7 protein-coding genes are annotated in these 13332 nt (G+C 60.4%); 2 read left to right on the top strand and 5 right to left on the bottom strand.

Translation table 11 applies throughout. The features are described from left to right. The 3 genes from ACEUCR_RS11020 to ACEUCR_RS11030 all read right to left on the bottom strand — a co-directional run. On the bottom strand, positions 1 to 7291 hold a 7291-nt coding region (locus tag ACEUCR_RS11020; RefSeq protein WP_408790138.1), incomplete at its 3' end, for a DUF4347 domain-containing protein. A gap of 139 nt (positions 7292 to 7430) precedes the next feature. Continuing rightward, positions 7431 to 8792, bottom strand: a complete 1362-nt coding sequence (locus tag ACEUCR_RS11025; protein WP_392444391.1) for an ATP-binding protein — start codon at positions 8790 to 8792, stop codon at positions 7431 to 7433. 44 nt (positions 8793 to 8836) lie between these two features. After that, a complete protein-coding gene (locus ACEUCR_RS11030; protein ID WP_041997790.1) occupies positions 8837 to 9511 on the bottom strand; it encodes a response regulator transcription factor in 675 nt (224 codons plus the stop codon). 532 nt (positions 9512 to 10043) lie between these two features. Here ACEUCR_RS11030 and ACEUCR_RS11035 point away from each other — a divergent pair. Together ACEUCR_RS11035 and ACEUCR_RS11040 are read left to right on the top strand one after the other, a co-directional pair. Beyond that, positions 10044 to 10586: an AAA family ATPase gene (locus ACEUCR_RS11035; RefSeq protein WP_408790140.1), complete on the top strand. Its 543-nt coding sequence runs from the start codon at positions 10044 to 10046 to the stop codon at positions 10584 to 10586. 95 nt (positions 10587 to 10681) lie between these two features. Continuing rightward, positions 10682 to 10900 carry a DUF6500 family protein gene (locus ACEUCR_RS11040; RefSeq protein ID WP_041997794.1) on the top strand — a complete coding sequence of 73 codons (219 nt, stop codon included), beginning with the start codon at positions 10682 to 10684 and terminating at the stop codon, positions 10898 to 10900. A 363-nt stretch (positions 10901 to 11263) separates the two neighbouring features. Here the strand turns inward: ACEUCR_RS11040 and ACEUCR_RS11045 are convergent, their stop codons facing one another. Then, complete coding sequence (locus tag ACEUCR_RS11045) at positions 11264 to 12337, bottom strand: AI-2E family transporter (RefSeq protein WP_408790143.1); 1074 nt, start codon at positions 12335 to 12337, stop codon at positions 11264 to 11266. A gap of 15 nt (positions 12338 to 12352) precedes the next feature. Then, positions 12353 to 13150, bottom strand: coding sequence for an undecaprenyl-diphosphate phosphatase (locus ACEUCR_RS11050; RefSeq protein ID WP_392444394.1), 798 nt, complete (start codon positions 13148 to 13150; stop codon positions 12353 to 12355). Between the last annotated feature and the right edge of the window lie 182 nt (positions 13151 to 13332).

Genomic DNA, 13332 nt, shown 5'->3' on the forward strand with positions numbered 1-13332 from the left:
CGGCGACGTTGGCCGAATCGGGGTCGGTATCGTTGGCGAGGACGTTGCCGCTGGCATCGCTGCCCGGGGTGGCGTTGTCGACGCCTCCCGCCTCGACGGCGCTGCCGGTGTCATCCACCGCCACCGGCGCGTCATTGCTGCCATTGATGGTGATCACCAGGGCGGCGATGTTGTGCAGCTCGCCAAGGTCCGTGACCCGGTAGCTGAAGGTCTCGGTGAGGGTGTCTCCCTGCCTCAGGGCCTGGACGGCGGCATTGTTGTTGTCAATCACATAGCGATAACTGCCGTCAGCCCCCAGGGTCAGGCTGCCATAGAGGCCGACAATCACGGCGCCATTGGCGCTGGTGCTGCCGGTGGGCACATCCACTATCTGGCTCAGATCCGTGACCGGCCCCAGGGCCGCCTTGCTGACCGTCTTGCCGTCTCCCCCATCGATGTCGGTGTCGTTGGTGAGCACATTGCCGATGGCGTCCGTGCCTGCCTGGCCAACCCCTTGCTCGATGGCGCTGCCCGCATCATCGCTGGCCACGGGGGCATCGTTGGCGCCCTGGATGGTGATGACGAGACTGGCGCTGCTGCTGGCGCCGGCGATATCGAGCAGCTGGTAATCGAACCGCTCGGTCAGGGTGTCGCCGCTCAGGCGCAATGCCTCGACATCCGGGTTGTCGTTGTCGACCACATAGCGATAACCCCCTCCCGCCAGCAGATAGAGGGTGCCGTACTGACCCTCCACCGTGACGGGGATATCGGCGGAGTTCGGGGTGGCCTGGTTGCCGGTGGCCTGGCTGGTGACCAGGCCCAGGTGCAGAGCGTCGCCATTGGTGGCGATATCCACGTCCGTGTCATTGCCGATCAAGTTGCCCTGGGGATCATTGCCCGGCAGGTTGTTGGCCGTGCCGCCCGCCTCGACGGCGATGGCGTCGTCGTTGTTGGCGATGGGAGCATCGTTGACCGGGTTGATGGTGATGAGGATGCTGGTGGTGGCGGTCAGGGCATCCTCGGCGTTGCCGGGGATCCCGTCGCCATCGAGCTTGTCCCCGAACTGGCCGTTGTCATTGATCAGGACCGAGAGGGTGTCGCTGCCGTTGTAGTCCTGATTGCCCCGATAGCTGAGGGTCAGCAGGGCGGCATTGAGGGCGGCCAGGTTACCGGTCAGTACCAGCTGGCTACCGCCGTTGTTGCTGACGACGTCAAGGCCGACGGCGCTGCCCAGGGCGAGCACCCCATGGCCCACCGTCAGGGTAAGGGTGAGGTTGCCGATGCCCGCGTCTATGTCGGCGACCGACAGGCCGATGATGTTGAGATCCAGATCCTCATCCACGCTCTGGCTCGGGCTGGTATTGCCCAGGGTGGGGGCGTCGTTGAGTTCCACATAGCCGATGTTGGCCCCCTCCTCGTACTGACCGGCATCTATCCCCGATTCGGTGAGCTCCATGGTGATCTGGCCCAGTGCCCCGCCATCGCTGTCGATGCGTACCTGCAAGGTGCCGGCCCCTGCATCTGTGATGGTGCTGCCCGCCGGGCCATCGAGGCGATAGACGCCGGAGGGCAGAATGCCGAAGGAGAAGCGGCCATCGCCATCCGTGGTGGTATTGAAGCTCTTGTTGTCCACCGTGGTGGCGAGATCGCCATCCAGCCCGCCCCAGACCAGGGTCACCTCCTGGTGGGCAAGTCCCGGGCCATCGGGGCTGGTATCAGTGTCTGCGCTGGCGGTGTCGTTCCACAGGGTGCCGCTGATGATGCCAAGGCCCGCCGCGCTGGTGAGCACATAGTTGTTGAGCGTATTGCCGGTGCCATCCTGGCCGGTGCGTTCGCCACCGACATCCCCATCCGCCCCGACGCTGGAGCCGCCCCAGCTGGTGAAATCTTCCGGCAGGCTGGACCAGGTCAGGGTGGCATCCGTGCCGGCAATGGTGGTGCCGTTGGGCAGGTCCACGCTGTAGGTAAGGCTCACTTTGGCGCCCACATCCAGCTGGGAGAAATCGACCGCGAAGCTGCTGCCCTGGGTAACGATGACGGTGACGCCGGGCGGCAGGCCATAGTTGTTGCCGCTGTCGCCGCTGTCATAGGTATAAGTGATGCCGTCCTGCACTATGGTCAGGCTGGTCAGCGCATAGTTGCTGCCCCCGGGAAAACCGTCGGTCAGGCGCGGTTCGAAGGCGATGATGCCCCCGGTTTGCTGGAAGTCGATTTGAACCAGGGCCGTGCCCGTGTCGCTGTTGACGCCCCTGGGGTCGAAATCGATGACCGTCTTGTCAAGGCCTCCCAGACCGGGTTCTATGACGCTCTGAAAGACGGTGGTGCTGGTGCCACGCTGACTGAGGAAGGAGGGGTTGACCCCGACATAGTCTTTGGCGATGACCCCGAGCTGGGTACCCGCCTGGTTGCTCAGGACGTTGTCAACCCGCACGTTGAATTCGATGGCGACCCCTTCCAGGTTGCTGTCAAAGTCGAAGTTGTCAATGTTGCCCAATCGGAAAATGATGGTCTGGTTGCCATCGGCATCGGTGACCACCTCGATCTGGCTGGCCGCCAGCAGGCCTTGCAGGCCATTGGCCAGGGTCGGGGAGATGGATTGAGCCGCCGTGCTGGTTTGATCGCCATTGACGTCGGCCCCGGTGATCAACGTGCCGCTCAGGCTGTTGTTGAGGCTGCCGTCAGAGATCAATGCCAGCCGTACCTGCTCCTTGTCGAGGAAGCTGAGCCCCTTGGGCAGGCTGACCCTCAGTTCATAGTTGTCGTTGTTCCCCTCCGGGATCAGGGCGACCACCTTGTAGCGGATGATCTCGCCCACGGTGACTTGCTCGATACTGGCATCCGTGGCGCCGCCACCGGTCTCGGCCACCCCCCCCACCCGGGAGATGAGAATGCCGCTGGCGATGGGGATGACCCCTTGGGAAACGGCTCTGTAGTCGTTGAGGACATTGTCAATCAGGAGGCCGTCGGCACCGGTGCGCTCACCGGCCGGATCGGCCCCGGTGCCGACAGTGCCATTGAGGCTGGTCCACTGCACTTCGGCCTGGTTGGTCAGCTGGGCGAAGTTGGTGGCACTGGCATTGACCTGGCCGCTTATCACCAGGGTCAGCTGCTTGCCCACCCCTATGTCCAGATTGGCATCGGCCTTGCTTTGCAACTGACCCGCCACTATCTCGAACTGGCTGCTGACATCTATGCCGTCATAGATGACCGACACCAGATTGTAGTTGCTGAGCTGGCTGGGCAGCAGATCGCTCAGGCGGATATCGAAGGCATCCAGGGGGCCGTTGTTGCTGATCACTATGTTGAAGCTGACCGCATCCCCTTCCTCGAAACCATATTGCGGCGGGGGGGTGAGCAGGCTCTGCTCTATGGTGAGCCTGGGTTCCTGGATGACGACATCGGGGGCCGGGGTCGCGGTGACATCGCGCACCAGGGGGCTGCCGCCCGGGAGATCCCCATCGGGATCCTGATAATGCAGGGCGGCGCCATTGCTGAGGGGGGTGCCATTCTGGTTGATCATGACGTTGTCGGCGACCAGACGCAGCCGTATGGTGAAGCTGTTGTTGCCCGCGTCGTTGTCGGCATCGGCGCTGCTGACACTGAAGCTGAAGCGGGCATCCACTCCGTCATTGTCCAGGGTGCCCCCCAGACCGGCGAGCAGGGGAGTGCTGATGGTGCCAGCGAATCCTGTGGTGATGAGCTCATACCCCAGACCGCCGTTGTAGCCGGTATCGAGCCTGAATCCCGGGGGGATCAGGTCGTCTATGTCCAGCTGCTGGGTGCTCCCCTCCGGCAGGGTCACCACTATGTCGTACCCCATGCTCTCTCCGACCACCAGGTTGGTCCCGGAAGTGTGCCCCGCACTGGAGGCATTGGTGGCATCGCCGCCGGTGAAGTCGATGCTGATGGTGGGGGCGGCGACCTGCTGGCCTGCGTTGTCAGTGAGGTCCGTGGGGGTGAAGTCCTGGCCGTTGTCGACGCTGGCATAGTGGCTGAGCACGGCACTGGTTTCCAGGGTGCTGCTGGCCTGGATGGCGTCGGCCACCACCACTTCGTAGCTGATGACGATGAGGTTGCTGCCCGCCGCGTCGGCGGAGCTGCCATCCCGCCCCGCCAGCAGGGTGGCGACCCCCCCCGCATCGAGGAAGCTGATGGTGTTATCGCTCACCTGATAGTCGGTGCCCAGCACCAGCGGGGTACCGTCGCCGCGATAGAGCTGCAGGTTGGCCGCCGCCAGGGAGCCGTTCAGGAAGGAGAGGCCGGCCGGCAGGTTGATGCTGGTGACCACATCGAAGGCGCCGCCACCGCCCCGGTTCTCGATGGCGGTAGCCAGGCGCAGGGTATCGCCACCGTCTATGTCGCTGACATTCCCATCGACTGCCCCTATGTCGGTCACGCTGCCGGCGAAGGGAACGCCGCCCGAGCCCGGGGCAGCCCAGCTGCCCGTCGTGCCGCTGACGGTACCATTGCTGGAGGAGACGACCCCGTGGCCGATGGCGAGATCCGGTTCGGCGACGGAGGTGATGACGGTGACGTCCGAGCTGCTGAGCTGGGTCTTGTTGAGGGTGGTCACCTGGCTCGACTGGGCCAGAACGTCGAGTTCGCGCTGGTCGGCGAAGGGTTGATCCCCGACGGTCAGGGTGAATTCCACCTCGATACGGCTGCCATTGAGGTCGCTGGTGGCATAGCTGCCAAAGTCGAAGATGAGGGCGTTGCCGGGACCCGTGGTGACGCTGATGAGGGGGCCCAGATTGGTATCACCGCTGCCAAAATGCCACTGGCCGACCCCGGTGCCCTCGCTCCAGTTGATGCCGCTGAGGTCAAACAGCGGCAGGGGCAGGTAGGCGGTCAGCTTGAACTGTTCATAGTCGCCGGTCACCAGATCGTAACTGAGCCGGAAGGTAACCTCGTCGCCGGGGCGCAGTTCGACCGTGCCGGGGGGAGGGTTGCCATTGACCTCGGCCAGGTCGATGACCACCTGGCTGGTGGGGATCTGGCTGCTGGTCTGGGAACCGTCGGAGACCTCGCCACCGGTCAGGTTGATGTTGCTCTCCACTATGGTGGCGGTGACGGTGGCGCTGTTGCCAAAGCCGTCCCCCTCGTTGATCTCGCTCTGGGGATTGCCGCTCGGCGGTGTGTAGCTCTGGCCGATGAGGGCGCTGTAGCTCAGCACGGCCAGGGTGGCACCCTGCAGGTCGTCATCGAAGGCGAGATCGCCCGCCAGCCAGCTGGCCAGGGGGAAGGCGGCGGCCAGGGAGGCGCCGATGTCGAAGCGGATGCTGACGCTGCCATCGCCATTGACCGTGGAGGTGTAGATCAGGTTGATGGTCTCGCTGGCACCATTGCGCATCAGGGTCAGGGTCGGAGTGCCGGTCAGGGTCTGGCCGTCGCTCAGGGTATCCGTCACCACAAACTGGCCCTCGCCGAAGAGGTTCTGGCCGAAGGCAAAGTAGTCAGACAGTGTCATGTTGACGCTGTAGTCCAGGGTATCTCCCGGGCTGATGCCCGCCTTGCCGCCATCGATGCCGAGGGTAACCTCCTTGTGCAGGGCGATGGCCCGGGCGGTAAAGCTGACCGTCTCCCCCTGGCCGGCAAAGTCTATGCTGGTGTCCGGCGCCGTGAGGTCTCTGGGATCCAGGGGTACCCACTCGCCACTGGCGGTCGGTGCGTCTATCACTATCTGCACAGGGGCGCCACTGTTGGGGTCGATGACCTGATCGCCATTGGCATCGACGCCGGGTACGTAAAACTGGACCCGGGTGTCGGTGGCCGCGCTCAGCTGGCTGTACTCGACGGTGAAGGCGCTGATGAAGAGGCTGTCGCTGTTGATGGCGGCCTGGATCAGGGCGTCATTGGTGATGACTCGGCCATCGGAGAGGGTAACGGAGGTGAGTGTGCCATTGGCACCCGGGATGATGGCAGTGACCTGGATGCCCGCCGGCAGTGTCTGGCTGATGCTCACATTGGTCAGGGACTGGCCCTCGGCCGGGATGGCGGTCAGGGTCAGGGTATGGCCGTAGTTGGGGCCGGTGGCCGTCTCGCCCTCCACCATATCCAGGGTTTGTTCGAAGCTGATGACGGTCGGGCGCACCGCCAGGCTGTGAATGGCGCTCTCGATCAGGCTGGGGTCGTCCTGGGGATTGTTGAGGGCGTCATTGCCGAACTGGAAGCCGCTGCGGGTGCCTATGGTCAGGACTGGTGCCCCATTGGAGAAGCTGGTGTCGGCCAGGTTGCTCAGGCGCGCCGTGACCTGGATGGGGATGTCGGGCTGGCCCTGGCTCATGCTGCCGAAGGGGATCTCGAGGACGATCAGGGTGTCCCCCGCCCTGAGTCCGACATCCGCCGCCCGTATGATGAGCGGACTGCCATTGCTGTCCACCGCCAGGGGGTGGGTCGCATTGCCGGCCGAATCGAAGGTGATCTGATGAAACTTCAGGGTCTGATCCAGGTAGGTGGCCTTGACGAAGCTGATGCCGTCGTCGCCATCCTTGCCGGTACTGGGCAGATAGAGATCCACATAGGGGGCATAACCGACCTGGCTGGCGCCGTTGCGAAAGTTGACGGTGAAGTCGAAGGTGTCGCCGAGCAGCACGTCCATGCTGCTCTGACTCAGGCTGGTCTCGGGGCTGGCATTGGCGAGCAGGCTGTCGAAGCCTTGCACGGCTTCCCGGCTGAGGGCCAGGGGCTGCTCGATGAGGCCGCTCTTCACCTCCAGATCCCAGTCGCCCCCCTTGCTGGCGGCGCCAGTGTCATCGCTGGAGGCCGCCACGTCGGCACCGGTCCAGCTGGCCAGGGCGCTGACCAGGGCCTGTCCCGCGTCGCCGGCGCCGACCCGGCAACCGTAGAGCTGGATATCCGCCTGGTCGCTCAAGTGATCCTGCCAGCTCTGGAGCTGCTGGCCGACGCTGGCCAGGGTCTGTGCGTTGAAGGTGCTGTCCCCCAGGGTGAACTGGCCGGCGGCGCCGTGGGAGAGGATCTGGATGGCATCGACCTGCCCCAGCTCGGCCAGTCTGGCGCCGATGGCACTCATGGCATCCGTGTTGCCGTCGATGAACAGCAGACTGACATTGGGGGAGAGCTTGTCGGTCAGCTGGCTGGCCTGTTCGATGCGGGCATCGATGACCAGCAGCTGGCGGGGCGGGGTCGTCTGCAGCGGCTCGGCGTGCTCGGGCGCCGTCTGGGGGGCGTCCTGACTATCCTGGGTCTGGTGATCGACGGCCACCGCGGCCGCGCCATCAAACAGTATCCTGGGCTCCAGGGCCAGCATCTGCTGGTGGGGCCTGAGAATGGCGGATGAGAATTGCTTGGCCATGACTATCGCTTCCGTGCGGTAGAGAATGGCTCTAGTTATGTCACATAAAAGGCATCTTTACCATGTTCCATCTGGCGTGAGCCCGCAGGGCGTATCGACCTAACCCCTTGGTTTAATGTCATAAGTTCTGCATGTTTGGTCATTGGGGCAGTATCAACTGAAATCTGGCCCCGCCCAGAGATGACTCATCCACCCGTATGTCGCCGCCATAGCTGTGGACTATCTCAGTGACCACCGCCAGGCCGATGCCCTGACCCGGAGAGGTATCGGCGCGCACCCCGCGTTGAAAGATTTGCTGGGACTTGCTGGGATCTATGCCGGGGCCGTCGTCTTCCACCTCGATCAGCAGGCCATTGCCCTGATGACGCACCTGGACCCGGATCTCGCTGATGGCGAACTTGCAGGCGTTGTCGAGCAGGTTGCCCATCAGCTCCATCAGATCCCCCTGTTCCCCATGGAAGAAGACGTCATCGTCAAACAGGAAGCGGGTCTGCAACTTCTTGTGGCGATAGACCTTGGCGAGGCTGGCCAGCAGCTTCTCGATGAGGGGCACGGGTTCGGTGCCCTTGCCCGCGAGGCGCTTGCGCCCGGTCACGGCCCGGCGCAGCTGATACTGGATCATCTGATCCATGGTCAGGATCTGTTCGTTGATGTTGTCGTGCAGCTCCCGCCCCATGGCGACATCCTGTGTCGTCATCTGGATCAGCGCCAACCGGGTTTTCAGGCTGTGGGCCAGATCGTTCAAGGCGTGCTGGTAGCGCTGGGTCTGCTGGCGCTCGTTCTCCAGCAACTGGTTGACCGAGCCGGTCAGGGGGGTCAGCTCGCGCTCATAGTCCTGGGAGAGGGCATCGCGCTTGCCCGCCCGGATCTCGTCGATCTGGCGTGCCATGGTGCGCAGGGAGGAGAGGCTCCAGAAGCTGGTGAGCAGCAGGAGGGCGCCGAGCAGGGCATAGGCGAGCAGAGCCAGCCGGATGCACTGATAGAGGTAGTCTTGCATCTTCTGCAGGTAGCCCTTGGCAGAATCTATCATCACCACGTAGTAGGTGACGGGGCCCTGGCCCATGTTGCGCATGAACCTCAGGCTGTAGATGAAATAGCTGTCGCCGCTCTCTATGGTGATCTGCCTGAAGACGTAGTCGTGGTCCATCTTGCCTAGGTAGTTCATCAGATCCGGGCACAGGGTGGGCTTGGCCTCGATCACCTCGGGCTTGTGCAGGCTGGACCAGCTCATCTGGCCGTCGGCGCGGCAGATCAGGGTGTCGAGGGCGGGATCGACCGCCGTGGTGCTGAGGTCATCGAACCCGGACTGACCGGGCCGGTTGGGGAGCTTGGAGGAGAACAGCTTGGAGAGGTTCTCCTGCATCTGGGTGCTGGTCTCCTTGGCGAGCTCCTCCTGCTTGGCCAGATAGAGGGCGTAGACGGAGAAGGCCAGGATGAGGGCGATGACCAGCATGGTGCTCAGCATCAGCTTGCTCAGCAGCGAGCGGCGAATGAACGTCATGGGGCTCCCTCCATGGGGGCGGGGCAAGGGATCTCTCTCCCGGGTCAGCTGCAGGAGAGGTTGAAGATGTAGCCCTGGCGGCGGATGGTGGAGATGGGCTGTATGGTCCCCTGTGGATCCAGTTTCTTGCGCAGCCGGCTCACCATGACCTCTATGGTGTTGGGGTCTCCTTCGCCGTCGCCATAGAGCTGGTCAAGCAACTGCTGCTTGGAGACCACCTGGCGGGCGTTGCGCATCAGATACTCGAGGATCAGGTATTCAAAGCTGGTCAGCACCACCACCTCATCGGCAATGGTCAGCTCCTTGCGCGACAGATCCAGCACATACTCCCCGGCCTGCACCCTGGGGGAGATGAAGCCGGCGCTGCGTCGAACCAGGGCGTTGAGACGGGCCAGCAGCTCGTCTTTCTGGAACGGTTTGACCAGATAGTCATCGGCGCCCGCTTCCAGTCCCTCGACCTTGTCCTGCCAGTTGCCACGGGCGGTCAGCACTATGATGGGGAAGGCAATCTGCCGCTCTCGCAACTGCCTGATGAGCTGCAGACCATCCATGTCCGGCAGGCCGAGATCTATGATGGCCACGTCTATGGGATAATCCTCGGCATAGTGCAGCGCCACCTGGGCGCTGTCGGTGCCATGCACCTGATTCTGCGCCTCGCCGAGCAGGGTGGTGAGATGGTGGTTGAGCAGCTTGTCGTCTTCGACCAACAGAATTTTCATAATATGTTCGTGCATGAGATACGAGACGCCAATTAGAGGGGTTTCAGCCAGGAGAGTCAATTCGATGCTAGCCGATCGGCCCTGTATTGGGACTGAATCGACACTGATTCTGGACTGGATAACGGGGCTGGGAGGGGGGGATCCCGATCCGCCAGCGCGCCATGTGATGGCCCGGGCCCCGTCATCGGGTGCGTCAATGCACGCTGAACGATCAATCAGGCCTTGATCCGGCCCGGATTTTCCCCTCTCCCCGCTTTCCTCCGTGAGGCAGGGCGTTATGATAGCCATCCGGTGACCCATGTTCAGGCAAGAGGCTATCCGTTTGCATGGTCAATGGGCAAATCATTCAACCTCTGAAACAGGTCATCAATAAAAGCGATACGGGGTGATGATAGTGCACGAAATATTTTCATGACATGCAAGTGGAATATATTGCCAGACAGATATTTTCATTAAATTCACTGTGTTTATGTCGATGGGTTTTTATTCTCTCATGGCAATCGAGGTCTTGTTGGCGATAATGGAGGCATGATTGAATCATTGCATCGTTTTTACCGGTGGGCCAGGGTCAGGAAAAACAACGACGCTGGATTATTTGAAGGCACTTGGTTATCGGTGTGCGGATGAAGTTGGCCGCAAGGTAATCCTGCAACAAGGGGCGATAAATGGTCGCGCGTTGCCCTGGATGGATAAAACCGCCTTTCGCGATGAGATGGTACGAGAAGAGCTGGAGGCTTTCAGCCACCATCAAGGCAACCAGGGTCTGGTGTTCTTTGACAGGGGCATTATCGACTCCTATGCCTATTCTCGACTCGAAGGGCTGCCGATACCCAGTGCATTGCTGACAGCATGCCATCTTGTCAGATACCACACTGATGTGTTTATTTTCCCACCTTGGGAGGCCATTTACGCCAATGATACGGAACGTAAACAGAGTTATGCCGAAGCGGTTGATACTTACCTGGAGATGATCTCTGCATATCAGATGTTTGGTTATTCTTTAATTGAAGTGCCAAAGGCATCAGTGTCTGAACGCGCGGGATTTATTTTACAGTCACTGGCGGCCAGCTCATAGTGGCCACGTTAGCCGGTATCATACCGATGAACCATGGCATTACCGTTTAAAGATATCGTGGTGCGCTAAGACAGGAATTAATAGATGGAGGCTGAATGCGGGAAAGTTTGAAGAGAAAGTTCATTGACGTGTGTGACAAAAAGATTGCCAGCAAGGGACCTGAGGTGGGCCTGTCATTCTATGCTTTTTTCGCAAACAAGAATGACGATCCTGAGTTGCTCATGGAGGCGGCCACCTGGTGGATCATGACGCACAGGCTCGATCACTTTGAGAAAGCCACCAAGATAAAGGCGCTGGTCGGCTCAGGCTCATAGCACCCATGCTCAGCCATGCCGAAGCGTGTCTGAAGTAGGGCCAGCCAGCTTGTCAAAGGCGGTACCACCATTGGGATTGATTGGCTGCCGGGGGCGTCCCGGATGTCATCAAGGTCTTCTTGCACTGCCAGACCCGGCAGCTGGATATCTGCAAGGAGCTATATCCGCACGCCTTCCACCATCAGGGAAACAGGGCAATCACTGTCCCCCTGGCCAGCATCCCTCTATGTCTTGGCGCTGGCCCATTGCCTTGCCTTGGCGCTGCGCGGCCAGCCTGCAACATCTGCCCTTGCTCGGTGCCTGAGGTCGCCCCGAAACGAGAGAGGGACGAGGCTGGCTGCTCCTCCCTCTCGATGCCTGAGCCTATGGCTGGCTATTGCTGTCATTGAGCTGGCTGTCACGGCCCAGTTCATCGGCGAAGATCAACCAGGTGGTGATGAAGAGTGCGGCAATGATGGGCCCCAGCACAAAGCCATTGATCCCAAATACGATGATCCCTCCCAGGGTGGAGAGCAGGATCAGATAATCCGGCATCTTGGTGTCCCTGCCAACCAGGATGGGTCTGAGTATGTTGTCGACCAGGCCGATCACGAAGGCGCCAAAGAGGGTCAGTATGACCGCATCCACCAGGTTGCCTGATGCGAACAGATAGACGGCAACCGGTCCCCAGATCAGGCCGGCCCCCACGACGGGGATCATGGATAACAGCGTCATGACCACGCCCCATATTATCGGGCCCTGGATGCCCAGGACCGCAAAGATTATCCCGCCCAGCAGACCCTGCAAGATGGCGACGGCAAAATTCCCCTTCATGGTGGCCCTGGCCACTTCGGAAAATTTGGCAAGCATCAACCTTTCCCGGCGATTGCCCAGGGGGAGGGCCTCAATGATCTTCTCGACCAGATGCTGGCCGTCTCTGATCATGAAGAAGGCGACATACAGCATGATGCAGATATCGAGTATCAAGCTGAATGCCCCTTGCCCCACGCTGAAGGCGTGTTGCGCTATATAGCGCGTAATAAATACCGCCGCATTGGTCAAATGATTCCTGACCTCGCCATAATCTATCCCGAGGTAATTCATGATGTCGTGCAGTGCGGGAAAGGAGGCCTTGATGGTGTCCAGATATTCACCAAAGTTAATCTTGCCCGCCTGCATGGTCTGATAAAGACCATTGATCTCTTTCATGAAAGACCAACCAAGGAAGAGAACAGGCACTATCAGCACCACCACGCACAGCAGCAGGGTCAGCAGCGATGCCGCATTTTTCCCCAGCTTGAATCGATGCCGGATCTTCTCATTGATGGGCAGGAAGAGCACACCAATCATGCAAGCCCAGAAAATAGCAGAGAAGAATGGCATCAGCATCCAGATGAAAAAGCCACTGATGATGGCCAGGGCAAGCATGAAGGATCTATTTTCCAATGATGCAATCATGATTCAGTCTCCTGATTATTGCAGGCTGAAGGTCAGCAACAGTACGCCGAGTGCCAGGCGATAAACGACAAATGGCAGCATCCCCATACGCTCTATGATCTTCAAGAAATAATGAATGCAGGCATAGGCGGAGACAAAGCTGACGCCAATACCAATCAATAACTCACCCATGTCTATGTCGGCAGGACTCGTCATCAATTGCCACCCCAGATATAGACCGGCGAGGGTGATGATGGGAATGGACAGCAGAAAGGAGAAGGTCGCGGCCGTCCGGCGATCGAAACCCAGCAAGAGCGCCATTGTCATCGTGATGCCGGAACGGGAGGTGCCAGGGATGAGGGCGATGGCCTGTGCCAGGCCAATTTTCAATGCATCCCTGACCCTGATGTCCTTCATCTCCCTGGTGAGGGCGGACTTGCGGTCCGCATACCAGAGCAACAGGCCAAAGAGGATGGTGCTGATGGATATCACCAGGGTCGAACGTGCACTGCCTTCAATGATCCCCTTACCGACAAGGCCCATGACAGCCGCGGGTATGGTAGCCAGGATCAGCAGCCAGGCGAGACGGCCCTGCTCCGTTCGCTGGCCGCGCAATGAGAGTAGCCAGCCCTGCATGAGGCCACTGACATCGCGGTGAAAATAGATGACGACCGCAGACAGGGTGCCGACATGGACGGCGACATCAAATGCCAACCCCTGATCCTGCCAGCCGAAGATCCTGGAGGGTAATATCAAGTGTGCAGAGCTGGAGATGGGCAGGAACTCTGTCAATCCCTGGATCAAGGCCAGGAAAATGGATTGAAAAACGTCCATTAGATAGCAAACCTCTATTTTTAGGGCAGAATTTATCACCCTTGCCTTATTGGTGCCAAGGCAACTTTTATGTGAATTCAGCGGTATTGTTCATGTGATATTCACATCGTGTTTTGTGCAATGGCAGTATCAATAACAACGGCGATTGAAAAAAGGGAGTAAACAGACTTGATTTTCATAAC

This window comes from Aeromonas bivalvium, assembly GCF_046078285.1.
GTDB lineage: Bacteria > Pseudomonadota > Gammaproteobacteria > Enterobacterales > Aeromonadaceae > Aeromonas > Aeromonas bivalvium.